Annotated in this window: 21 protein-coding genes; 10 read left to right on the top strand and 11 right to left on the bottom strand. The window is 68.2% G+C overall.

Translation table 11 applies throughout. The features are described from left to right. Nucleotides 1-2 precede the first annotated feature (2 nt). The 3 genes from phaR to gluQRS form a co-directional block, all read right to left on the bottom strand. Nucleotides 3-491, bottom strand: a complete 489-nt coding sequence (gene phaR, locus U3649_RS11125; protein WP_407351396.1) for a polyhydroxyalkanoate synthesis repressor PhaR — start codon at nt 489-491, stop codon at nt 3-5. Between the two features lie 260 nt (nt 492-751). After that, nucleotides 752-1,492: an acetoacetyl-CoA reductase gene (phbB, locus tag U3649_RS11130; RefSeq protein ID WP_407351397.1), complete on the bottom strand. Its 741-nt coding sequence runs from the start codon at nt 1,490-1,492 to the stop codon at nt 752-754. Nucleotides 1,493-1,555: 63 nt separating this feature from the next. Then, nucleotides 1,556-2,485 carry a tRNA glutamyl-Q(34) synthetase GluQRS gene (gene gluQRS / locus U3649_RS11135; RefSeq protein WP_407351398.1) on the bottom strand — a complete coding sequence of 310 codons (930 nt, stop codon included), beginning with the start codon at nt 2,483-2,485 and terminating at the stop codon, nt 1,556-1,558. 259 nt (nt 2,486-2,744) lie between these two features. Here gluQRS and htpX point away from each other — a divergent pair, with 259 nt between their 5' ends. Next, nucleotides 2,745-3,641: a protease HtpX gene (htpX, locus tag U3649_RS11140; protein WP_407351399.1), complete on the top strand. Its 897-nt coding sequence runs from the start codon at nt 2,745-2,747 to the stop codon at nt 3,639-3,641. Between the two features lie 218 nt (nt 3,642-3,859). Here the strand turns inward: htpX and U3649_RS11145 are convergent, their stop codons facing one another. Continuing rightward, a complete protein-coding gene (locus U3649_RS11145) occupies nt 3,860-5,938 on the bottom strand; it encodes an EAL domain-containing protein (protein ID WP_407351400.1) in 2,079 nt (692 codons plus the stop codon). A gap of 64 nt (nt 5,939-6,002) precedes the next feature. Further along, nucleotides 6,003-7,007 (bottom strand): EF-P beta-lysylation protein EpmB, encoded by a 1,005-nt coding sequence (epmB, locus tag U3649_RS11150; protein WP_407351401.1) that lies wholly within the window; start codon nt 7,005-7,007, stop codon nt 6,003-6,005. Between the two features lie 85 nt (nt 7,008-7,092). On the opposite strand from epmB, the gene efp reads away from it, so the two are divergent. From efp to folE2, 6 genes are all read left to right on the top strand, one after another. Next, entirely contained in the window at nt 7,093-7,659 is a 567-nt protein-coding gene (gene efp / locus U3649_RS11155; protein ID WP_407351402.1) for an elongation factor P, read from the top strand. A gap of 169 nt (nt 7,660-7,828) precedes the next feature. Next, the gene (locus tag U3649_RS11160) at nt 7,829-9,178 is read left to right on the top strand and encodes a TRZ/ATZ family hydrolase (protein WP_407351403.1); all 1,350 of its coding nucleotides are present in this window, start codon (nt 7,829-7,831) and stop codon (nt 9,176-9,178) included. A 154-nt stretch (nt 9,179-9,332) separates the two neighbouring features. Then, on the top strand, nt 9,333-10,079 hold the full coding sequence (gene ubiG / locus U3649_RS11165) for a bifunctional 2-polyprenyl-6-hydroxyphenol methylase/3-demethylubiquinol 3-O-methyltransferase UbiG (RefSeq protein WP_407351404.1): 747 nt from the start codon (nt 9,333-9,335) through the stop codon (nt 10,077-10,079). Beyond that, complete coding sequence (locus U3649_RS11170) at nt 10,069-10,815, top strand: phosphoglycolate phosphatase (protein ID WP_407351405.1); 747 nt, start codon at nt 10,069-10,071, stop codon at nt 10,813-10,815. Before ubiG ends, U3649_RS11170 begins: the two co-directional genes overlap by 11 nt. A 35-nt stretch (nt 10,816-10,850) precedes the next feature. Next, nucleotides 10,851-11,522, top strand: coding sequence for a phytoene/squalene synthase family protein (locus tag U3649_RS11175; protein ID WP_407351406.1), 672 nt, complete (start codon nt 10,851-10,853; stop codon nt 11,520-11,522). Between the two features lie 130 nt (nt 11,523-11,652). Beyond that, nucleotides 11,653-12,543 carry a GTP cyclohydrolase FolE2 gene (gene folE2, locus U3649_RS11180; RefSeq protein WP_407351407.1) on the top strand — a complete coding sequence of 297 codons (891 nt, stop codon included), beginning with the start codon at nt 11,653-11,655 and terminating at the stop codon, nt 12,541-12,543. A 346-nt stretch (nt 12,544-12,889) separates the two neighbouring features. Here folE2 and U3649_RS11185 read toward each other — a convergent pair whose 3' ends face one another. The 3 genes from U3649_RS11185 to yidD are packed head-to-tail and all read right to left on the bottom strand — an operon-like array spanning nt 12,890 to nt 15,308. After that, nucleotides 12,890-13,702 carry a M23 family metallopeptidase gene (locus U3649_RS11185; protein WP_407354599.1) on the bottom strand — a complete coding sequence of 271 codons (813 nt, stop codon included), beginning with the start codon at nt 13,700-13,702 and terminating at the stop codon, nt 12,890-12,892. Nucleotides 13,703-13,719: 17 nt separating this feature from the next. After that, nucleotides 13,720-15,075: a dihydroorotase gene (locus U3649_RS11190; RefSeq protein WP_407351408.1), complete on the bottom strand. Its 1,356-nt coding sequence runs from the start codon at nt 15,073-15,075 to the stop codon at nt 13,720-13,722. After that, nucleotides 15,072-15,308, bottom strand: coding sequence for a membrane protein insertion efficiency factor YidD (yidD, locus tag U3649_RS11195; RefSeq protein ID WP_407351409.1), 237 nt, complete (start codon nt 15,306-15,308; stop codon nt 15,072-15,074). The genes U3649_RS11190 and yidD overlap by 4 nt, the downstream gene beginning before the upstream one ends. Before the next feature lie 107 nt (nt 15,309-15,415). On the opposite strand from yidD, the gene dksA reads away from it, so the two are divergent. Next, the gene (dksA, locus tag U3649_RS11200) at nt 15,416-16,357 is read left to right on the top strand and encodes an RNA polymerase-binding protein DksA (protein WP_407351410.1); all 942 of its coding nucleotides are present in this window, start codon (nt 15,416-15,418) and stop codon (nt 16,355-16,357) included. 161 nt (nt 16,358-16,518) lie between these two features. Here dksA and U3649_RS11205 read toward each other — a convergent pair whose 3' ends face one another. Then, a complete protein-coding gene (locus U3649_RS11205; RefSeq protein WP_407351411.1) occupies nt 16,519-16,959 on the bottom strand; it encodes a SufE family protein in 441 nt (146 codons plus the stop codon). A gap of 370 nt (nt 16,960-17,329) precedes the next feature. Between U3649_RS11205 and U3649_RS11210 the strand changes: the two genes are divergently transcribed. Together U3649_RS11210 and U3649_RS11215 are read left to right on the top strand one after the other, a co-directional pair. Then, nucleotides 17,330-18,349, top strand: coding sequence for a hypothetical protein (locus tag U3649_RS11210; protein ID WP_407351412.1), 1,020 nt, complete (start codon nt 17,330-17,332; stop codon nt 18,347-18,349). A 382-nt stretch (nt 18,350-18,731) separates the two neighbouring features. After that, on the top strand, nt 18,732-20,135 hold the full coding sequence (locus U3649_RS11215) for a class I SAM-dependent methyltransferase (protein ID WP_407351413.1): 1,404 nt from the start codon (nt 18,732-18,734) through the stop codon (nt 20,133-20,135). An 86-nt stretch (nt 20,136-20,221) separates the two neighbouring features. Here U3649_RS11215 and U3649_RS11220 read toward each other — a convergent pair whose 3' ends face one another. After that, nucleotides 20,222-20,695 carry a toxin-activating lysine-acyltransferase gene (locus tag U3649_RS11220; protein ID WP_407351414.1) on the bottom strand — a complete coding sequence of 158 codons (474 nt, stop codon included), beginning with the start codon at nt 20,693-20,695 and terminating at the stop codon, nt 20,222-20,224. 4 nt (nt 20,696-20,699) lie between these two features. Beyond that, nucleotides 20,700-22,361, bottom strand: coding sequence for a hypothetical protein (locus tag U3649_RS11225; RefSeq protein ID WP_407351415.1), 1,662 nt, complete (start codon nt 22,359-22,361; stop codon nt 20,700-20,702). Nucleotides 22,362-22,380 lie beyond the last annotated feature (19 nt).

Raw genomic sequence — 22,380 nt, forward strand, 5'->3', positions numbered from 1 at the left:
GTTCAGCGACCGCGCTTGTCGCCGGCGGGCGGGCGCTCCGAAGGCTTCTGGCCGACGCTGCCGGTCAGGTTGCGCTGGAACTCCTGCCACAGTTCCAGGTTGCGCTCGGTCAGCTTGTTCATCATCGACCAGGGGGTCTGGTCGAGCAGGCCGCCCATCTGCTGCCGGAACTGCTGCTGCTGCTCGAGGAAGGTCTGCATCGAACGCTCGAGATAGGTGCCCATGAAGCCCTGCAGCGAATCGCCGTAGAAGCGGATGATCTGGCTCAGCAGCTGGGTCGACAGCATCGGCTGCCCGTCCTGCTCGTGCTCGGCGATGATCTGCAGCAGGACCTGGCGGGTCAGGTCGTCGCCGGTCTTGGCGTCGCGAACCTCGAAGGACTCGCCGTCGACGATCAGCTGGCGCACGTCCTCGATGGTGATGTAACTGGAAATCTCGGTGTCGTAGAGACGGCGGTTGGGGTATTTCTTGATGACGCGGATTGCGCTCATGGAGCAAAGGCTCTAGCCGTGTTGCCGCGCAGCATGGCGCAGCACGGCAAGGCTTGCAACATCGCCGCATTCACCTGCCTGTAGGGGCGCGAACCTGCTCGGGACTAGGAAGAGCCCATGTTTCACCGCGTCGTCCCAGCGCAAGCTGGAACCCATTTTGATTCTTGTCGCTACGTCGAGTGACCGGAGCGCCGCAAAGGGTCCGGCCTGCGCTGGGATGACGAGCCGCTGCCATTGGAGCTTCTCCGGGCCAGGCCCCGCTACCACCCCATGTACTGCCCGCCGTTGGCCGACAGGTTGGCGCCGGTGATCCAGCCGGCCTCGTCCGGCAGGAAGAACGACACCGCGTAGGCGATTTCCTCGGGGGTGCCGAGGCGGCCGGTAGGGATCTGCGCGACGATCTTCTCGCGCACCGGCTCCGGCACCGCCATCACCATCTCGGTGCCGATGTAGCCGGGCGAGACGGTGTTGACGGTGACCCCGAAGCGCGCGTTCTCCTGCGCCAGCGAGATGGTGAAGCCGTGCATGCCGGCCTTGGCCGCGGCGTAGTTGGCCTGGCCGTACTGGCCCTTCTGGCCGTTGATCGAACTGATCTGGACGATCCGGCCCCACTTGCGCGCGCGCATGCCCTCGATGACCGGGCGGGTCACGTTGAACACCGAGTTGAGGTTGGTGTTGATGACCTCCTGCCACTGCTGCGCGGTCATCTTGTGGAAGGTTCCGTCGCGGGTGATGCCGGCGTTATTGACCAGGATGTCGACCGGTCCGAGCTGGCGCTCGACTTCGCGCACCATCGCCTCGGCTTCCTCCGGCGACGACACGTCGCCCTTGGCCAGGGCGATCTCGTAGCCGCCTTCCTTCATCTGCGCCTGCCAGGCCGCGGCCTTGTCGGCGCTGCGGTAGTTGGTCGCCACCTTGTGGCCGGCGTCGGACAGCCGCTTGCAGATCGCGGTGCCGATGCCGCCGGTTCCACCGGTGACCAGTGCCACGCGTGTGGTCATGCCATGCCTCCCGGAATGTGATGCGAATGCGCAGGTCGGGTCCCAAGGACCAGGGACCGCATTCTATGGGGCGGCGGTGCCATCGGTGTTGTGCGATGCGGCGAGCGACAGTTCGTGCCTGTGGGGAATCGCGGCCGGGTCGAAGGTGCGCAGGGCCGCGGCCAGCAGCCGCGCCGGCGTGCCCGCGGCGGCGACCGCGGACGGCGCCTGCCCCAGCGCACGCCATGCCGCGCGCAATGCCGGCAGCGGGTCGTCGTCGTCCACCGGCACGGCCGCCAGCGACTTGGACAGCTTGCGTCCGTCGGCGTCGAGCGCCAGTGGCAGGTGCGCGTAGCGCGGCGTGGGCAGCCCGAGCCCGTGCTGCAGGAAGATCTGCCGCGGGGTCGAATCGAGCAGGTCGGCGCCACGGACCACGTCGGTGATGCCCTGGGCGGCATCGTCGACCACCACGGCCAGCTGGTAGGCCCAGCAGCCGTCGGCGCGGCGCAGCACGAAATCGCCGACCTCGGCGTGCAGGTCCTGTGCGACCCGGCCCTGCAGCAGGTCGTCGAAGACGATCCGGGTACCGGCCGGCACCCGCATCCGGACCGAGGGATCGGTGCGCAGCGCACCGGGCAGGCAGGCATGGTGCACGCCGCGGCCGGCGGACAGGCCGCTGCGGCTGCAGTGGCAGATGAAGGCATCCCCGGCGGCCAGCAGGCGATCGAGCGCCGCGCGATAGACGCTGCCGCGCGCGCTCTGGCGCAGCACCTCGCCGTCCGGCGCCAGGCCGAACGCGTGCAGGCTGCGCAGCTGCGCCTGGGCGGCACCGGCGACCTCGCGCGGCGGGTCCAGGTCCTCGATCCGCACCCGCCATTCGCCGCCGGCACGGCGTGCCAGCAGCCAGCTGCCCAGCGCCGTCAGCAACGAGCCGAAATGAAGCGGGCCGGTCGGCGAGGGCGCGAAGCGGCCGCGGTAGGGAGGGGCGGCGGGCGTGGCGGGGGCGGAAGGCATCGCGACTGCGAAGGTTACCCGACACTCTCGCGGCGCGAGTCCCCGGAGAACTTGAAGGCATTGTGGGAGCGACGGAAGTCGCGACGTCCTTCAGGCGATGGCCTGTGCTGCAGCGGCGCCGGCCGACGGCACCAGTCGCGACTTCCGTCGCTCCCACAGGGTCCGGAAGCGCTGGCGGACGCGAGTCACTTGAATTTCATCGCCGCCAACCACACTGGACGGCGGGTAGGGCGCCCCCGTGCCCGGAAGGAATTCTGTCATGTTCAAGCGCGTCGCTCTGTTCCTTGCCACCAATCTTGCGGTGCTGGCGCTGGTCAGCATCGTCATGGCGATCTTCGGGATCGACCCGGCGACGAACGCCGGGCTGCTGCTGTTCGCCGCCGTCTTCGGCTTCGGCGGCGCCTTCGTCTCGCTGGCGCTGTCCAAGTGGACCGCCAAACGCTTCACCGGCGCCCGCGTGATCGATCAGCCGCGTGACGAGACCGAGCGCTGGCTGCTCGCCACGGTGCAGCGGCAGGCGCGGGATGCCGGCATCGGCATGCCGGAAGTCGCGGTCTACGACGCGCCCGAGATCAACGCCTTCGCCACCGGTGCCAGGCGCAACAGCGCCCTGGTGGCGGTGTCCACCGGCCTGCTGCGGGCGATGAGCCGCGACGAGGCCGAGGCCGTGCTCGCGCACGAGGTCTCGCACGTGGCCAACGGCGACATGGTGACCATGGCGCTGCTGCAGGGGGTGCTGAACACCTTCGTGATCTTCCTGGCGCGGATCGTCGGGCGGGTGATCGACAACTATCTCAGCGGCGGCCGCGGCTCCACCGGGATCGGCTACTACGCCGTGGTGTTCGTGCTCGACATGATCTTCGGCCTGTTCGCCAGCATGATCGCGATGTGGTTCTCGCGCTACCGCGAGTTCCGCGCCGACGCCGGCGGCGCGCGGCTGGCCGGCCGCGCAAAGATGGTCGCGGCGCTGGAGCGCCTGGCGCAGACCTACGGCCACAGCACCCTGCCCAAGCAGGTCGCGGCCTTCGGCATCAGCGGCGGCGTCGGCGCCGGCCTCAAGCGCCTGTTGATGAGCCACCCGCCGCTGGACGAGCGCATCGCGGCGCTGCGCAACGCGCCGCCCGAGGCCGATGCCGCGCGGCGGGTGGCCGCCTAGGCCTTGCGGAACTCGGAGAAGCACCGCGCCGCCTTTGCTCGTCCCGGCACAAGCCGGGATCCAGTGCTCGGCCGCGGCACGTTCTCCAACGGGGGCGACCGCAACGGCACACTGGATCCCGGCTTGCGCAGGGATAAACGGTTGACAGGCTGCCGGACGGTGTGTCGCTGCTTTCCCGATTCCCGATTCCCGATTCCCGATTCCCGATTCCCGGCCACTCACTCAAAGTCGTAGTTCATCAACGGCCCCGGCTCGGCCAGGAAGCTGCCCTGCACGTAATCGACGCCGGCCGAGAACAGGATCGACATGCTCGCTGCATCCTGCACCTGCTCGGCGATGGTGCGGATGCCGAGTTCGCGCGCCTTCTCGGCGATCTCCTGGATGCGCTTCTGGTTGTCCGGGGTCTGCACCAGGTCCTCGGTGAAGCTGCGGTCGAGCTTGAGCAGGTGCGGCTGCAGGTGGGCGAGCAGCTGGAACGAATCCAGGCCGACGCCGAACTGCGCCAGCGCCAGCCGGCAGTCGTACTTGCCGATGGCGGTGGCGAAGTCCTGGGTGGCCTTGAGATGGGTGAACACCTTGGCCTCCGGCAGCTGCAGCACCAGGTATTCGCCGGGGACGCTGTGCCTGCTCAGCTGTTCGCCGATGTAGCGCACCAGGCTGTCGTCGTGCAGGGACGCCTGGCTCACCTCGACCAGCAGGGTCGTCGGCGTGCCGGCGCGGATGCTTTCGCCGATGCGGGCGATCGCCTGGCCGACCACATGGTGGTCGATCTCCCACAGCAGGCCGTGCTCCTCGGCGATCTGCAGGAACGACAGCGGCTTGACCAGCTCGCCCTCGCCGGCGTCCAGGCGCAGCAGCGCCTCGTAGACGGCGCCGGTGTCGGCCTGCAGGCTGATCACCGGATGGTAGTGCAGCACGAATCCCTCGTGGTCGAGCGCATCGCGCAGGCGCGTGACCCAGGCCTGCACGTGCTCCTCCTCGGCGCGGTCGGCGGCGGCCGGATCGAAGATCTCGTAGCGGTTGCCGCCGACCCCGAGCGACGATTGCACGCCCGCGTCCGCCTTGGCCAGGACCTGGCCGAGACTGGCGATCTTTTCGCCGATCTGCACGCCGCCGATGCTGGCGGTGATCGTGCTGGAGTGGGTGCCGATGGTGAACACGTGCGAGGAGAAGGCGCCGAGGATACGCTCGGCCAACGCCGTGGTGGCGGCGTAGTCGGCGCCGCGCAGCAGCACCGCCAGGCGGTGCTCGGAGTAGCGCGCGGCCAGCGCCCGTTCGTCCAGCACGCCCTGCAGCCGCTGGGCGATCGCGGCGAGCATGGCGTCGGCGGCGTCCAGCCCCATCTCCTGCAGCAGGCGCTGGTAGTGGTCCGGCTCCAGCAGCAGCAGGCCGTGCTGTCCGTCCTTCTGCGCGGCATCGCTGACCGCGTCCTCCAGCGCGCGCAGGAAGGTCGGCCGGTTGAGCAGCCCGGTCACCTGGTCGCGCTGGCGCAGCTCCTCGACCTGCCGCGCGAGTTCGGGATCGACCTCCTCGCGTCGGAACACGACCTGCAGGCAGGACTCGCCCTCGTACTGCGCCGGCGTGAATTCCATCGAGGCGGGGAACGCGTTGCCGTCGGCATCGCGCGCCTGCAACTCGTAGCGCGGCGGCGGCGGCTCGCCCTTGCCGATCCTCTTGAGCAGTGCCTTGAAGTCCTCGAGATGATGCGGGGCGACCATGTCCAGCAGCGACATGCCCTCGACGTCCTCGAACGATTCGTGCCCGAACATCTCCAGGTACGCCGCGTTGGCGCGGATATGCATGCCCTCGTGGACATAGGCGATCGGGTCGCGCGAGGACTCGATCAGCGCATCGCAGCGACGCTCGGTTTCGCGTACCCGGGCTTCCAGCCGGCGCAGCATGCGCCGGGCGTCGAGGTCGGCCCACTCGTCGCGGACGGCGTTCAACAGCAGCTGCGGCTTGCCGCGCAGCGCGATCCGGCGGACCCCCAGCCCGTGGGTCTCGGCGAAGGTCCCGTCGTCGATGGCGTCGACCACCGCGATCAGCGGGAGGTCCTTGCCGCTGGACTGTACGCGCTGGGCCACCTCGGCCAGCGGGACGGCGGTGGACTTCTGCGAGGCCAGCACCAGGTCGATGCTCTGGCTCCCGAGCATGGTGGCGAGCTCGTCGGCGGATGCGGGACGCAAGGGCCGCACCGGAATGCCGGCGTTGCGCAGTCCGCTGACGATGGTTTCGGCGTCCTCCATGCTGTCGTCGACCACCATCAACCGCAGGGCGTTGTCGAGATTCTTCGGCATTCGGTCCTCCCCGGTGGCCGACGGTTATGCCATGCCGGCGCGCCCGGCGTCCATGCCGGGACGGTCAGAGTGGGCGCTTGGACGCATCGCCGGCCACCTCGCGGACCAGTTTCGGCACCAGGTAGCCGGATTGCCGGCGGCGCAGCGCCGCGTGCAGCACCCGCGCCCGGGCGTCCGGGACGTCGAAATGCGCGGCGCCGGCGACGCGGTCGAGCTGATGCAGGTAATAGGGCAGCACGCCGGCGGCGAAGCCGCGCTCACCCAGCTCGGCCAGGGCCTCGACCGAGTCGTTGACCCCGCGCAGCAGCACCGCCTGGTTGAGCAGCGTGGCTCCGGCGTCGCGCAGGCGCGCCATGGCCGCATCCACCGTGGCGTCGAACTCGTTGGCGTGATTGGCGTGCAGCACCACGGCCACCGGCCAGGGCAGGGCGGCCAGCCACGTCGTGAGCCCGGCGTCGATGCGCTCGGGCAGCACCACCGGCAGCCGGGTGTGCAGGCGCAGGCGGCGGACGTGGCCGATGCCCGCCAGCGCCGCGGTGAGCTCGGCCAGCTTCGGCGTGGCCAGCGACAGCGGATCGCCGCCGGACAGGATCACCTCGTCGATCGAGGCGTCGGCGCGGATCGTGGCGAGCGCCTCGCTCCAGCCCGCGGCGGCGGCGGTTTCCTCGGCGTAGGGAAAGTGGCGGCGAAAACAGTAGCGGCAGTGCACCGCGCAGCTGCCGGTGGCGATCAGCAGGGCGCGGCCGCGGTACTTGCGGATCACGCCGCGGCCGGCGCGGGCGGCGCCGTCGCCGACCGCGTCGAAGTCGAATCCGGCGACCGGGCGCATCTCCTCGTCCAACGGCAGGACCTGCCGCAGCAACGGGTCGTGCGGATCGCCATGGCGCATGCGGGCGACGAAGCCGCGCGGCACCCGCAGCGGGAATTGCGCCGCCGCGGCGGGCGAGACCTGTAGCGCCGCCTGCTCCAGGCCGAGCATCGCCAGCAGTTCGCGGGGATCGCGCACCGCCTCGCGCCAGGCCTGCTGCCAGCGTCGCGGCTGCATCTGTAGGGGGGCTGCGGGTATCATGTCGGGCTAGTTTTCAGCCGCAGCCGGTTTTCGGCTGCCGATCCGACATTCTATCCGCCCGCGTGGCGGCACCGCAGGAGCAACGATGGCCAGCTACGGCATGAACGACGTCAAGAACGGGATGAAGATCCTGGTCAACGGCGAGCCCGCGATCATCACCGACACCGAATACGTCAAGCCGGGCAAGGGCCAGGCCTTCACCCGGGTGAAGTACCGCCTGATCCGCTCCGGGCGGGTGCAGGAAGTCACCATGAAGTCCACCGACTCGGTCGAGGCGGCCGACGTGGTCGACACCGACATGCAGTACCTGTACAGCGACGGCGAGTACTGGCACTTCATGAATCCCGAGTCGTTCGAGCAGGTGCAGGCCGACAAGTCCGGCATGGCCGGCGCCGAGAAATGGCTCAAGGGCGAAGAGGCCTGCGTGGTGACCCTGTGGAACGGCACCCCGATCCAGGTCACGCCGCCGAACTTCGTCGAGCTGCAGATCGCCGAGACCGACCCGGGCGTGCGCGGCGATACCTCCGGTGGCGGCGGCAAGCCGGCCACGCTGGAAACCGGCGCGGTGGTGCGGGTACCGTTGTTCGTCGGCCAGGACGAGGTGATCAAGGTCGACACTCGGTCCGGCGAGTACGTCAGCCGGGTGAAGTGACGATCCGGCCAGCCGTGGCCGCAGAGCGGCCACGGCTGGCCGGATCGTCATCCCCGCGCAAGCGGGGATCCATGGACGTTGCTTCTATAGTTCCTCCGCAAAGACCCGAGAGCAAAGTCCATGGGTTCCCGCCTGCGCGGGAACGACGCACAAGCTAAAGAAGGTACCAATGACGGCCGAAGCCACCCCCCAGCCCTGCGACCTCCTCATCGAGGCCGGCCACGTCGTCCCGGTCGAGCCGCACGGGGTGGTGCTGGACGATCATGCCGTCGCGATCCGCGACGGCGTCATCCTGGCGCTGCTGCCGACCGCCGAGGCGCGTGCGCGGTTCGCGCCGCTGGAAACCGTGTCGCGCCCGGACGCGGCGCTGATCCCGGGCCTGGTCAACGCCCATGCCCACAATCCGATGACGCTGCTGCGCGGGGTCGCCGACGACCTGCCGCTGAAGGTCTGGCTGCAGGAGCACATCTGGCCGGTCGAGGGCGCGGTGATCGGGCCGGAGTTCGTCGCCGACGGCGTCACCCTGGCGATCGCCGAGATGCTCCGCGGCGGCACCACCTGCGTCAACGAGAACTACTTCTTTCCCGACGTGCAGGCGGCCACCTACAAGCGCTACGGCTTCCGTGCCCGCGTCGGCCTGCCGGTGATCGACTTCCCGACGGCGTGGGCCAGGAGCGACGACGAGTACTTCGACCGTGCCGGCGAGGTCCACGACCAGTGGCGCGGCGATGCGCTGATCGGCACCGCGTTCGCGCCGCATGCGCCGTACACCGTCAACGACGCCAATTTCGAGCGCATCCGCATGCTCGCCGACCAGCTCGATGTGCCGGTGCACCTGCACCTGCACGAGACCGCGCAGGAGGTCGCGCAGTCGCAGAAGGAGCACGGCCAGCGGCCGCTCGCGCGCCTGGACCGCCTGGGCCTGGTCAACGACCGCCTGATCGCGGTGCACATGACCCAGGCGACCGAGGCCGAGATCCACCTGTGCGCCGAGCGCGGCGTGTCGGTGGTGCACTGCCCGGAATCCAACCTCAAGCTGGCCTCGGGCTTCTGCCCGGTCTGCGCGCTGGAGCGCGCCGGGGTGAACCTTGCGATCGGCACCGACGGCTGCGCCAGCAACAACGACCTCGACATGTTCGGCGAGACCCGGACCGCGGCGATCCTGGCCAAGGCGGTCGCCGACGATGCCGCCGCATTCAGTGCCGCCAGCGCGCTGCGCGCGGCCACGCTGGGGGGCGCGAAGGCGATGGGCTTCGACCACCTGGTCGGCTCGATCGAGCCCGGCAAGCAGGCCGACCTGGCCTGCGTGGACCTGTCGGCGCTGGAGACGCAGCCGCTGCACCATGTGTTCTCGCAGCTGGTCTACGCCACCGGCCGGCACCAGGTGACCGACGTCTGGATCGCCGGCCGCGCCAGGCTGTCGGCGCGCGTGCTGGTCGATCTGGACCCCGCCGCGCTGGTCGCCAACGCGCGGCAGTGGCGCGAGCGGATCGCCGCCATCCACCCCGACCCCCTGTAGGAGGGGCTTCAGCCCGCGCCAGGCAGAAACCATCGGCGGCGACCATGAAGAACGCGCCGCCGCGCGTTGCGAAGGTGAACAACCGTGGTGGATGGCTGTCCGCACGCGGTCGGGGCTGAAGCCCCTCCTACAACCGAGACGGAAGACCTCCGCGATGACGAACACGAACCGCTCCACCGCCGATCCGCCGCCAAACTTCCGCCAGGCCGAGCTCGACAAGTTCGCCGCGCTGGCCGGCCGCTGGTGGGATCCGGAAGGTCCGCAGAAGCCGCTGCACGCGCTCAACCCGGTGCGCCTGGACTATGTCGCCGCCCGGACGGGGCTGAAGGATGCCGAGGTGCTGGACGTCGGCTGCGGCGGCGGACTGCTGAGCGAGGCGCTGGCCGGCGCCGGCGCACGGGTGACCGCGATCGACCTGGCGCCGGACCTGATCAAGGTGGCGAAGCTGCACGGTCTCGAGTCCGGGGTACAGGTCGACTACCAGTTGAAAGCGGTGGAAACCCTGGCCGAGGAGCGTCCCGCGGGCTTCGATGCCGTGACCTGCATGGAAATGCTCGAGCACGTGCCGGACCCGGCCGCGGTGCTCGCCGCCTGCGCCACCCTGTTGCGTCCGGGCGGCCGCCTGTTCGTCTCGACCCTCAACCGTACGCCGGCGGCGTTCGCGCTGGCCATCGTCGGCGCCGAATACATCGCGCGGCTGCTGCCGCGGGGCACCCACCAGTACCGCGACTTCATCCGTCCGTCCGAACTCGCCGCCTGGCTGCGCGCCACCGGGCTCGAACTGGAGGACGTCAGCGGCATGGCCTACGAGCCGTGGCGCAACGCCGCGCGCCTGAGCCGACGCACCGACGTCAACTACCTCGCCTGCGCGCGCAAGCCGGGGGCCGGCGATGCCGGGTAGGGCAGGGCCGGTGACCGCGGCGGATGCGTCCGGCTTCCCGCGCGGGGCGCTGTTCGATCTCGACGGCACCCTGCTCGACAGCGCGCCCGACATGCTGGCGACGGTGAACCGCATGCGCGGCGATCGCGGGCTGCCGCCGATGCCGCTGGCCGGCCTGCGGCCGCGGGTCTCGCGCGGCGCGCGGGCGATGGCGGCCGCCGCATTCCCGGACATCGCGCCGGAAAGGATTCCCGACCTCGTGCCCGAGTTCCTCGACGTGTACCGGCAGGAACTGGGCCGCCACAGTGCCCCGTTCGACGGCGTCGAGGCCATGCTCGCCGCGCTGGAGACGGCCGGCTGCCGCTGGGGCATCGTGACCAACAAGCCCGAGTATCTGGCGCGGGAGATCCTGCCGCAACTGGGCTGGGCGTCGCGCTGCGCGGTGCTGGTCGGCGGCGACACGCTCGCCGAGCGCAAGCCGCACCCGCTGCCGTTGCTGCACGCGGCCGACAAGATCGGGCTGGCGCCGGCCGACTGCGTCTATGTCGGCGACGACGAGCGCGACATCGCCGCCGCCCGTGCGGCCGGCATGGCCTCGGTGGTGGCGCTGTGGGGCTATCGCCTGCGGGAGGACGACCCGGTGGCGTGGCGCGGCGACCTGATGGCCGAATCGCCGACGGACCTGCTGGCGCCGGCGTGCTGGCCGCGGTTGCGCGGGCCGGCCCGGTCCGGCGCAGTGACCGCGCGCCAGGCCTGAGTGTCGCGGGCGGCAGCTCCCCCATGATCGAAGACATGAACGCAACGGACGCGGCGAGCTTCGTCGACAAATGGCGCGCGCGCTGGCCGGAGTGGCAGGTGGCTGCTGCCTTCGTACCGGAATCGCAGCGTGCGACGGCCGTGGCCTGGTTCGCGCTGCTGCAGGAACTGGGCGATGCCGCCTGGCGCGGCGCCGATCCGACCCCGGGCCTGGCCAAGCTCGCCTGGTGGCGGGAGGAGCTGCGGGGATGGTCGCGGGGCGCCCGCCGGCATCCGCTGGGGATCTGCCTGCAACGGCAGACGGCCCCCTGGGAAACCCTGGGGCGGACCCTGAACGCATTGCCGGCCACGCGCGAGCTGGGCGCGGCGGCTACCCTGGAGGCGTTGACGGGCCTGGCCAGTGCGGCCGCCGCCTGCGAAACGGCGCTGCTCGGCGGCGAAGCGAACGCGGACCTCGCCGCCGCCCAGGCCGACGCGCTGGCCCGGTGTCTGGTCGGCGAACGCGTGTTGCTCGCCGGCCAGGGTTCCGAGGCACTGTGGCTGCGCCGGCATTGGCCACGCACGCCGCGCGCGCCGCGCGCGCGCCGCATCCAGGCGGCATTGCTGCACGCGCGGCTGCGCGCCCTGGAGAGCGAAACGCCCACGCGCCCGCTGCCGGCCTGGCGGGTCCTGCCGCTGGCCTGGCGGGCGGCGCGGGGCGGGCGGTGACCGCCGGACCGGCCTGCGTACAACGCAGTGTTTCGCCGGGCCCCGGACGATGGCCGCTACACTATGTGCGGCCTTTTCGGCCGCCGTTCCGCCGCCACGAGCCCCGCATTTGAACGACTCCACCCCCCGCATGCTGCCCGACGTCGCCGACGAGGCCGCCTTCGCCGCGCGCCCGCTGGACTGGGTGGGCATGGAGCGCATCGCGCTGCCGCTGCGCCTGCCGGCACAGGACGGCGGCTTCGTGCAGGTCCCCGCTTCGGTCGACGTCGCGGTCGATTTGCGCGCCGCCGAGGCGCGTGGCATCCACATGTCGCGGCTCTACTTGCGCCTGCAGGACGCCTTCGCCGGCGAGGCGCTGACACCGGCCGGCCTGCGCCGCGTGCTGCAGGACCTGGTGGAGTCGCAGCGCGGGCTGTCGACCTCGGCGCGCGTGACCCTGCGCTACGAGCACCTGCTGCGGCGCGCGGCGCTGGCCAGCCACCATGCCGGCTGGAAGAACTACCCGGTGGAACTGGAGGCGACGTTGGCCGCGGGCCATTTCCGCCTGGAGCTTCGGTTCTCGGTCGAGTATTCCAGTACCTGTCCGGCCTCGGCGGCGCTGTCGCGCCAGCTCAACGCCGCGCGCTTCACCGAGGATTTCGCCACGGCGCGGCCGCTGTCGGCGGCCGTGGTCGGCGAGTGGCTGGCGTCCGAACGCGGACTGGCGGCTACCCCGCACGCGCAGCGCAGCCGCGCCGACGTGCGGGTCGAACTGCGCCCGGCGTTCGACGAGATTCCGCTGGTCGCGCTGGTCGACGCACTCGAGTCCGCGCTCGCCACTCCGGTGCAGACCGCGGTCAAGCGCGAGGACGAGCAGGCCTTCGCCCGCCTCAATGCCGAGAACCTGATGTTCTGCGAGGACGCCGCGCGCCGCGTCGCCGCGGTGTTGTCGGCGGACGAGCGCATCGCCCGTTTCGACGCCCGGGTGGCCCATTTCGAGAGCCTGCACGCCCACGACGCAGTGGCCCGGGTCACCGGCTGAGCGCCGCGCGGGAGAGTAAACAGGCGCGGAAGGGAGAGGCGGATGCGCGCCTCGCCTGGCCCCCCTGTGGGAGTGGCGGCGGCATGCCGCCGCCGGGAAGTCGCGACTGCGCGTGCTGCCCGTCGCGACTTCCGTCGCTCCCACAAGAGCTGCCACGGCTGTCGATGACGTCGAGTCGACCGCGCCGCCGCGCGGGGCGTAGGCGAACAGCGGCAGAACCCTACTGGGTTCTTTCGAGTACCAGCAGGGGATCGATGCGCACGTCGAACCGCGCCAGGCAGAAACATGTCTGTCGATGACGTTGAACGCGCCGCCGCGCGCGGTGCAGGCGAACAAGTGGCAGAGCCTACCGAGTTCTTTCGAGTACCAATAGGGGATCGATGCGCACGTCGAACCAGCTCATCCCCCAATGCAAATGCGGCCCCGTCGCGCGCCCGGTCGCGCCGACAGCGCCGATCACCTGGCCCTGCTCGACCCGGTCGCCGGGCCGCACGTCGATCCGCGACAGGTGCAGGAAGTTGGAACTGATGCCATGGCCGTGGTCGAGCAGCACGGTGCCGCCGGTCAGGTACAGGTCGGCGTCGGCGAAGGTGACCATGCCCGCCGCCGGCGCCCTGACCGGAGTCCCGGACGGCACGGCGATGTCCATGCCCGAATGCGCCGAGCCTGGCTTGCCGTTGTAGACGCGCTGGTTGCCGAAGCGGCCGCTGATGCGGCCCTCGACCGGCCAGGCGAAGCGCTGGGCGAAATCGGCACGATCATCGTCGCGGGTCCGCGCCGCGGCGACGCGCGCCTGTTCGCGGCGGATGCGTTCGGCGATCGCCGGCGGCGGGTCGACGGTCTTCGGCGGCACGCCGCTGACGCGCTCGACCGGCCAGTCGCGCGGCGCGATCGCGATGCGCGCGGTCTCGCGGCTGCCGTCGGGCCGGGTCACCGCGATCTCGGCCGGACCCTGTGCATCGCGGCCGATCCCCAGCACCACGCTGCCGTAGCCGGTGACCCGCAAGGTGCGGCCGGCATACTCCACGCGACTGTCGGCGGGGACCTTGCCGATCACCATCGCGCCCTGCTGCACGCTGGCCGGAAACACGATGCGGTCGTCGCCGGCGGCCTGCGCCAACGCCAGGCCCGGAGCGAGGATGCCGGCGAGCGCGAGCAGCGCGCAAGCCAGGTGCCTCAACGGTCGAACTCCAGCCGCCGCCCCTGCGGGTCGCCGACCAGGCGCTCGCCGTCCCAGGCCAGCGTGCCGTTGACCCAGGTCGAGGCGACGCGGCTGCGGAACGTGGCGCCCTCGAACGGCGACCAGCCGCACTTCGACAGCACCTGCTCGCGGCGCACCGTGAACGGCGCGTCCTCGACCAGCACCAGGTCGGCCCAGTAGCCCTCCCGCAGGAAGCCCCGCTCCTTCACGTCGAACAGCTGCGCCGGCGCGTGGGCGAACTTCTGCACGACCGTTGCGGCGTCGAAATGGCCTTCGTGCACGCATTCGAGCGCGGCGTTGAGCGCAAACTGCACCAGCGGCAGGCCGCTCGGCGCGCGCACGTAGGGATGCTGCTTTTCCTCGAGCGTGTGCGGGGCGTGGTCGGTGGCGAGCACGTCGATGACGTCGTCGGCGATCGCGCGCAGCAGCGCGGCGCGGTCGGACGCGTCCTTGATCGCCGGGTTGCACTTGATCAGGTGGCCGAGGCGATCGTAGTCGTCGCGCTCGAAGCGCAGGAAATGCACGCAGGTCTCGGCGGTGATGCGCTTGCGCACGCCGTCGGCGTCCACCAGCGGGCCGCGCTCGAACAGCGCCAGCTCGTCGGCGGTGGAGATGTGCAGCACGTGCAGGCGCGTGCCGTGGCGTTTCGCCAGCGCCAGCGCCAGCCGCGTCGACTTGATGCAGGCCTCGCGCGAGCGGATGTCGGGATGGCAGCGGGCGGGAATGTCGTCGCCGTACTTCTCCCGGTAGCGCGCGAGCTCCGCCTCGATCATCGGCGTGTCCTCGCAGTGGGTGATGATCGGCACCGGGGTCTCGCGGAAGATGCCGTCCAGCGTGTCCGGATCGTCCACCAGCATGTTGCCGGTGGAGGCGCCCATGAACACCTTGACGCCGGGCGCGGCGTATGGGTCGAGCGTGCGCACGTTGTCGAGGTTGTCGTTGCTGGCGCCGAAATAGAAGCCGTAGTTGCCGCGCGCGCGGCCGGCGGCGCGCGCGTACTTGTTCTCCAGCGCGTCGCGGTCGAGCGTCGGCGGGCTGGTATTGGGCATGTCCATGAAGCTGGTCAGGCCGCCGGCGACCGCCGCGCCAGACTCGGTGGCGATGTCGGCCTTGTACTCCAGCCCCGGCTCGCGGAAGTGCACCTGGTCGTCGATCATGCCCGGCAGCAGCCGCCGGCCGCCGGCGTCGATCACGGCGTCGCGCGCGCGCGCGGACAGGCCGGTTCCGATTTCGGCGATGCGGCCCTGCGAGATGCGCAGGTCGCCGTCGGTCTCGCGGCCTTCGTTGACCAGCCGGGCGTTGACGATCAGCGTGTCGGGGGTGTCGGTCATCGGGCGTTTTCCGTGGGTGGGGGAGGGACCGGGTCGTGCCCGCCCGGGTGCAGCGGGTGGCAGCGGCCGATCCGGCGCAGGGCCAGCCAGCCGCCCTTGAGGGCGCCATAGCGCGCTATGGCGGTCATCGCGTATTCCGAGCAGGTCGGCACGAAACGGCAGCGCGGCCCCAGCAGCGGGCTCAGCCAGCGTTTGTACAGGCGCAGCAGGGCGATGAGCAGACGTTCTATCACGGCTCCTGCACGGCGAAAAAAAGGAGGATCGCGGTTGCCGATGCAGTCCCGGCAGGGTATAACAGCGCGCTTCCCCATTCCAAGGGAATCCGCAAGGACACAACGACGTGGCAGTGAAGAAACCCGCGAAGAAGACCTCGAAGAAGGTGGCCCCGAAGAAGGCTGCGGCGAAGCACGCCGCCGCTGCGAAGAAGGCCGCACCGAAGAAGGCGCCGGCAAAGAAGGCCGCCACGAAGGCCGCCGCCGGCAAGGCGCCGCCGAAGAAGGCCGCCGCACCGGTGAAGAAGGCCGCCGTGAAGAAGGCGGCCGCGAAGAAGCCGGCCGCCAAGAAGGCGCCGGCGAAGAAGGCCGTGCCGGCCAGGAAGGCGGCGCCCAAGCCGGTACCGGCCAAGGCCGCCTCGAAAGCGCCGGCGCAGAAGAAGCCCGCAGCCAAGGCCGCGAACGTGGCAAAGAAGGTCGCGCCGAAGAAGACCGCCAAGACGGCATCGACCAAGGCGCCTGCCGCTCCGGCACCGGCCAGGCCGGCGGTCAAGCGCCCGGTCGGCAAGGTGGCCGTGGCCGTGGCCGCCAGGCCTTCCGCGCCCGCGCCCAAGACCAAGTACCGGACGATCCCGTACAAGACCGATCCGGAAACCGGCCGCCCGATCCTGCCGGAGGGCTACCGCCCGGCCGCGGACGAGGAGTACATGGGGCCGTTGCAGCTCGAGTACTTCCGCCAGCGCCTGCTGAAGTGGCGCGCCGACCTGGTCGAGGAATCCAAGCAGACCATCGAGAACCTCAAGGAGGAAGTGCGCGACGTCGGCGACGAGGCCGAGCGCGCCACCCGCGAAACCGAGAACTCGCTGGAGCTGCGCACGCGCGACCGCTACCGCAAGCTGATCGGCAAGATCGACAGCACGCTCAAGCGCGTGGACTCGGGCGAGTACGGTTTCAGCGTCGATTCGGGCGAGGAGATCGGCCTGGAGCGCCTGGAAGCGCGCCTGACCGCCGAGCGCACCATCGACGAGCAGGAGCGCTGGGAGCATCTGCAGAAGCAGATCGGCGACTGACTCAAGGCAGGGATTCGGGATTCGGGATTCGGAAGAGCCTGGGTCCCGGTTTCGGGCCTGCCGCAGCGGAACCGATGGGAGCGCCTGCCGCCTGGAAGCGGTGGGTGCTTTCGTTTGGCGGTCCGGCGATCGAAGAAGGACGCGGCCGCCCTTTGCAGCCGTTACGACAGCGCCCGCTGCGCCTGTTCGCGGATGTACGCGAGCAATGCCGCCAGGCCGTTGCTGCGGGTCGGGGACAGGTGCTTGGCGAGGCCGATCGCGGCGATGTAGTCCGGATCGGTGTCGAGGATCTCGCGGGCGCTGCGGCCCGAGTACACGCGCAGCGCCAGGTAGACGAGGCCGGAGACGATCGCCGAGTCGCTGACCGCGGCGAAATCCAGCCGCCCCGCATCGCCCGAAGGCACGATCCAGACCATCGACTGGCAGCCGTGCAGGCGGTGCTCCTCGGTCTTCCATTCCTCCGGAAATTCGCGGAGCTTGCGGCCGAGGTCGATCAGGTACTGGTAGCGCTCGGACCAGTCGCCGAAGAAGGCGAACTCGTCGCGGATCGCAGCCTGGGCGGCTTCGGGGGTGGATTCGAGGGGGAAGGGCTGTTCGGTCACGGATTGGATTGCCTTGTTCTCCGGTGCGCTGCGCGGGGACGCGCGGGTGCAACTCATGCGTTCGAACTGGGTGTCGGGCGTGGCCGATTCAAGGCGCCGCGGCACCGGCGCTCCGCATTCGCTCGAAAACCGACGCATGCGGGAGGGCCGCAGCCGAACCCCTGCCTGCTGTGGGAGCGACGGAAGTCGCGACATGGCGCCGGGCGTCGCCGACCCGGCGTTGTCGTCGCGACTTCCGTCGCTCCCACGAGGCGACGCCCCGGCGAATGTCGCGACCTCCCGACGGTGGTGTGCCACCGCCACTGCAAAGAGGACTGGCAGACATGATCGCGCTTCAGGCGCGCTTCCAGCGAGGGAGCGATGCGCGCTGATGAATACGTGGTCCAAGCTGCGTCGAGAAATCCTGGATGCCCTGCCCGAGAAGGAGCGCCTCCGCATCGCCGAGCGCGTCTTTGCTGAGGCCGGCTTCACCTCGATCCTGCCGACCATCTACCCGATCGACCCGGCCCTGCCCGCTGCCGAGGCGCAGGCCCTGGCGGCTGTCGGGCTGCGTGCCACTGATCAGACCGGCGCGCGCGCCGATACGGCGCGTGCGCGATACGTGTCCACGTTCCTCGACCTGTTCCACGATGCCGATACGCCGACGCAACTGGCGGAGAAGCTGGGCCTGGATCCGAGCCGCATCCGGCAGTGCATCCGCGACCGGACGCTGCTGGCGATCGAGCTCAACGGCGAGAAGCGCGTCCCGCGGTTCCAGTTCGAGGGCAGCACCGAGGTGCCGGGACTTCCCAAGGTGCTGGCCTTGGTCGGCGATCAGGTCTCGCCGCTTGCGTTCTCCATGTGGTTCCTGACCCCAACGCCTGACTTGACATGGGGGGAGGGTGAGGCGCCCACCTCGCCGCGCGAGTGGCTGTTGCGTACGGGTGAAGTCGACTTCCTGCGGACCCTGCGGCGCACTACGAAGACGCTGCAGGCGGGCGATGTTCTGGCGCGCATCGGCTTTGCCGGCGGTGACCACCCAACGAAGTGGAACGAGCTCCGCTACTGGGGACCGACGGGATCGCGATTCGATCATCACCTGCCCAATGCCGCAGGCAAGGCGGAGCAGCAGGAGCGCGGAGTCCTGTATGCGGCCAAGGCCGTCCAGACTTGCCTCGCGAAGGTGTTCCGGGACACGCGCGTCGTGGATGTGCACAAACACCAGCCGTATCTGGCGGTATGGAAACTCGATGCCGAACCGACCCTGCTCGACCTGACCGGCGAGGTCATCACGCGCATGGGGCCTCCACCGCGATCCATTCCGGCCCTCGCGCGCCAGCGCATCTGTGGGCCGTCTCACTGCACGAGGCTTACCCGGACCTGGATGGCATCGCGTACTGCAGTTCGATGAACGGCAATGCGGAGTCGTATGCGCTCAATGAGCGCGCACTGCGAAAGGAGCCCTTTCCGCCTGCGCCAGATTCCCATCGGATGCTCGCCGATCCGTTGATCGCCGATCTCATTGACGCGGCGGCGGGGAATCTCGGCTACATGGTCAGGCGGTAAGAGGGCAGGGAGAACAGTCGGAGGTGTGCATCGAAAATCGAATTATGTAGACGACGACCTCGATCGTGGTTGATTCAGCTTTGTCAGCATCAGTCCCCATCTAGAACAGCTGGATGGCATTGAATCCGTCCTGCTTCCTCGGTAGCGTAACGAGCCAGGATTCTTGCTGCTGTGGAATGATGTCCACGCAGGATGTTTCGAGCCTCCAGTCCGGAGGGAGTACGGTCATGTCATCTGAGCGAGCGGAGCCCGAGTTCTCGCAAGACCTTATCGGGAAAGCGATCGCTGATTATCGTGCAGGGGACGAACAAGCCTCGTTCGAGCTGGTTCGTGAAGATGGACATGTTCGAACAGTACTGATCTCGGATCTTTGTGAGCATCAAGCGCTGGCTCCAATTGGACGAGCTGCGCTGAATCTGTGTATTGGAAGAGTATTGGACGTTGGGGCTGGACTAGGTCGCTATTCCCGCAACCTTAGAGAAATTGGGTTGAGTGTGACTCCTCTGGATCCCTCTGAGGAGTGCGTCGATTTCCTCAAGGAGATTGGCTTCGACAACGCGATACATGCCGACCTGACGGCGCCATCACGAGAGCGATATGACACCATCCTCATGCTCGGTAGCAATCTTGGTGAGCTTGGGACTATCGAGAGGCTGGGTGCATTCCTCGCATCCCTGGAAGGGAGGCTGACCGAAGGTGGCGTTCTGATCTGTGACTCAACGGATATCTACAGGTCCGCGAACCCGCCTTCCCCGGAGCATAGAGAGCGGAGTAGAGCAAGCGGAAGACCCGAGGGATATCTTGAGTATCAAGTTCGTGTGGAAGGCGAAGTAGGTCCCCCTTCTGGTCGGCTGCATATCGCTGAGACCGACCTGGGAAGGCTGGCGAACGCAATGGGGCTGAAGTTTGATGTCGCGTTCCGTGACGACCAGGCACGCTACCTGGCGATCATAAGCCGGGGTGGCGATGGTCAGAGCAGTCGCATGTACGATGTAGTGAAGCGTGCAGGGACTGACGATCTTCGGATCGATCGTCGCATGCAAGGGGGCTCGAAGACGCACGCCATCGCCGCCAAGGAGATGAATTCAGCGGCGGACTACGTAGTGATCAGGAACCTGGTCAGTCGGGACGTTGCGGCCCTGATCCATCGCTATGCACTATTGCATTTGAAGGCTGGCGGTCACTTCATGCTGGATGGCCAATCTTGTTGTCCATCCCGATATGCGGACGGCTGCGGCGAGGCGTTGCTTGAACTTCTCAAGCCGCAGTTCGAAGAAGTCATTGGGGAGACTCTGGAACCATCCTACTCGTATTTGAGATTCTATACGAACGGTGCCGTGTTGGAAAGGCACATCGATAGGCCGGCCTGTGAGATCAGCGCAACGATCACGATCGGATACTCCGCCGAACAGGCTTGGCCAATCTTTATTGAAGTCGACGGAGATCCAATTGGCGTGGATTTGGAGGTGGGGGACGCGCTGCTGTATCAGGGCATCCAGGTGCCCCATTGGCGCCAGGCTTTTGGTGGGCAGTACTGGCTCCAACTCTTCCTGCACTATGTCAGAAGCACAGGAGAGCATTTCCGTCACGCCTTTGATGGTCGAGGATCCATAGGTCCGTGGCGGGGCTAGATGCGATGAACGGCCTCCGCGGCCTGCGCGCATAGCCTCGGGTCGATCTGCGGGCGCTGGGGCATATGGCCTGGAGACTTTCCGATTCACGAACCTGGGGCGCTCTTGCGCGCTACCGAATCCTGCTGCCATACCCTTACGGGTGACGGCCTCTGCACCCGCGGACGCATGGACTTCACGATGGGGCTACGCCGGAGCGAGTCGGCCTTAACGCTCGCGACCGCATGTCTGACGTCCACCAGCCTGGCCGCAAAGGCGACTATCCACATCCTGTCTCCTTCGTTCCACTCGCTTTCGTGCAGCCAGAAACTTTTGCGAGAAACGACGCGACGCTCCACGGCCTCGGTCAGGGTCGCCCACAGGTAGAAGCTGCAGATGCGGTGGTGGTCATCGTAGAAGAACCTAACCTGATTCAGGTACAGCGCGGGAAGAAAGACTTCCAGGTGCTCGGCCAGGTTGCTTCTGTAGTCACCGTCGCCGTAGATCAGCGTCGTCACCGCGCCAATCTTTCTCTCGATATGCAGGCCTTCTGTGTTCTCAAATGCATGGAGTTTGCACATTGAACTAACCAGTGCGTTGGCTGAAACGGTCAATAAGCGCTATGGATTGCGTCAGGTCCTTAGGGACATCAAACTGCGAGTGTATCCTGAGGCGTTCCGCTGATCCGTTGTCAAGGTAAACCAGCTCGGCGGTTGTTGGGTAGAACTTGAGCGCAGAGCCATGATCGTTTGCGACAACGATGCCATCACCTCGATAGCCGCTCATTGCGAGCTTGACATCTGCGACGATGGATTGAAGAAGTTCCTCGATTGCATGGCGAAGATCCACGCGATCGGGTACCTCCGCGCAGATGGCCTCCAGCTTGGACTTGAGTTTTCCTTCGCGCAACAAAGGGAACTGCGAGGCCAACTTGGTGGCGCCGAAGATCAGTAAGCCTGCCAAACCGCGCCGATGCCAGGACCGAACCGTGTTATGCCGCCGTAGAACACCAAGGGCGTGGTTGTATGTGGTAACCAGTCTCTCCCGAAGCGCGGGACAACTGATAGCGGCGGACAGCATGCGGTCCCGCGACTCGTCCTGATCGGTGGCGGCGAGGCGCACGGCGATGTCGGCGAGGTTGTAGTGGCCGAAAGTGTGGAAATCGGTGTCCGCACCACAGAAGGGCCTTGTCCTCCCGCTCTTGGCGATTCTGAGCACGATATCGCCCAACTTGTCCATGACCAAGGCGTCCTTCGAGTCCAAGTCTGTGAGAAGTCCCTCCGGTATTCCCAGGACACTGAGGGACGCCGTTCTTTGTTCACTGGCTAAGCGCTGATGGAACAGCTCCACGTAGTTGTTCCGTATTCCGGGGTCACCGTCGTCGAAGTACTTGTCAATGTAGTAGGAAAGGTACTCGATCGTCCGCCAGATCCCCCGATCGTCGCTCCAGAACGGCGGGTAGAAGTGCTCGGAACTGCCGAAAACCGGCACGTGCGACGTCGACTCATAGTCGATCCAGCGCCCGTCCAGCGTTAGGTTGGACGCGGTGATGGCCCCGTGCATGAAGCGCCGGGCACGGGCCGCGGCATGTTGTCGGGCCAGCCGTTCCACCATCTCGTGCATTCCGGCATGCAGTCGCTCGACCCGGGACATCGGCCTGTCGTTAGATTCGGCAGGCAGCGGGAGCAGATAGGGTAAAGCGTTGATGGCGTTTGCGGTGCGTACGTGGTCTGGTACCAGATGCTCACCCGGAGCGACTTGCGCATAGATGGCTCTCATGAAATGAGCGGGCCGATAGGCGCGCTGCCGCACCAGAATGCCTCGCATCGAGCACACATCGTGCGAAGCCAGATCACCTGCGCTTTCGAAGGGCAATCCCGTATCAAGCACCGCCAGGCTGCGGACGGCGCCGTGCGGCAGTGCCTCCTCGAGCACCTCGCCCCAGATCAGCTCCAAGATGCACTCAATTACGGACGCCTCGCCGCTTGAATAGGCGTGGTCAACGGCCCTTGATGTCGCCAGCGGCGTGAGACCGATGCCCTTCGCCTCAAAACGTCCGTCGTGGCCGACACGGCCTGAGCCTCCGTGTAACGCCATTCCAAGGCCGCCGTAGCGATCTGCAAGGAACACGCGCGATTCCTCGCTGGACCCCTGCAACGCCGACTCCCTGTCTCGCACAACAAAGGCGTATTGCGCCAATAGCTCTTCCTCCCCAAGCTCGGGAAGGCGGCAGTTCGAGAAGATCACCGAAGGTCGTTTAAGGCGG

Origin of the sequence: Luteimonas sp. R10 (assembly GCF_045689605.1) — a bacterium.
In the GTDB taxonomy this organism is placed as follows: Bacteria; Pseudomonadota; Gammaproteobacteria; order Xanthomonadales; family Xanthomonadaceae; genus Luteimonas.

Coding starts and splice junctions, on each gene's coding strand:
- phaR (WP_407351396.1), bottom strand. CDS start 491: ATGAGCGCAATCCGCGTCATCAAGAAATACCCCAACCGCCGTCTCTAC.
- phbB (WP_407351397.1), bottom strand. CDS start 1,492: ATGACCACACGCGTGGCACTGGTCACCGGTGGAACCGGCGGCATCGGC.
- gluQRS (WP_407351398.1), bottom strand. CDS start 2,485: ATGCCTTCCGCCCCCGCCACGCCCGCCGCCCCTCCCTACCGCGGCCGC.
- htpX (WP_407351399.1), top strand. CDS start 2,745: ATGTTCAAGCGCGTCGCTCTGTTCCTTGCCACCAATCTTGCGGTGCTG.
- U3649_RS11145 (WP_407351400.1), bottom strand. CDS start 5,938: ATGCCGAAGAATCTCGACAACGCCCTGCGGTTGATGGTGGTCGACGAC.
- epmB (WP_407351401.1), bottom strand. CDS start 7,007: ATGATACCCGCAGCCCCCCTACAGATGCAGCCGCGACGCTGGCAGCAG.
- efp (WP_407351402.1), top strand. CDS start 7,093: ATGGCCAGCTACGGCATGAACGACGTCAAGAACGGGATGAAGATCCTG.
- U3649_RS11160 (WP_407351403.1), top strand. CDS start 7,829: ATGACGGCCGAAGCCACCCCCCAGCCCTGCGACCTCCTCATCGAGGCC.
- ubiG (WP_407351404.1), top strand. CDS start 9,333: ATGACGAACACGAACCGCTCCACCGCCGATCCGCCGCCAAACTTCCGC.
- U3649_RS11170 (WP_407351405.1), top strand. CDS start 10,069: ATGCCGGGTAGGGCAGGGCCGGTGACCGCGGCGGATGCGTCCGGCTTC.
- U3649_RS11175 (WP_407351406.1), top strand. CDS start 10,851: ATGAACGCAACGGACGCGGCGAGCTTCGTCGACAAATGGCGCGCGCGC.
- folE2 (WP_407351407.1), top strand. CDS start 11,653: ATGCTGCCCGACGTCGCCGACGAGGCCGCCTTCGCCGCGCGCCCGCTG.
- U3649_RS11190 (WP_407351408.1), bottom strand. CDS start 15,075: ATGACCGACACCCCCGACACGCTGATCGTCAACGCCCGGCTGGTCAAC.
- U3649_RS11210 (WP_407351412.1), top strand. CDS start 17,330: ATGAATACGTGGTCCAAGCTGCGTCGAGAAATCCTGGATGCCCTGCCC.
- U3649_RS11215 (WP_407351413.1), top strand. CDS start 18,732: ATGTCATCTGAGCGAGCGGAGCCCGAGTTCTCGCAAGACCTTATCGGG.
- U3649_RS11220 (WP_407351414.1), bottom strand. CDS start 20,695: ATGTGCAAACTCCATGCATTTGAGAACACAGAAGGCCTGCATATCGAG.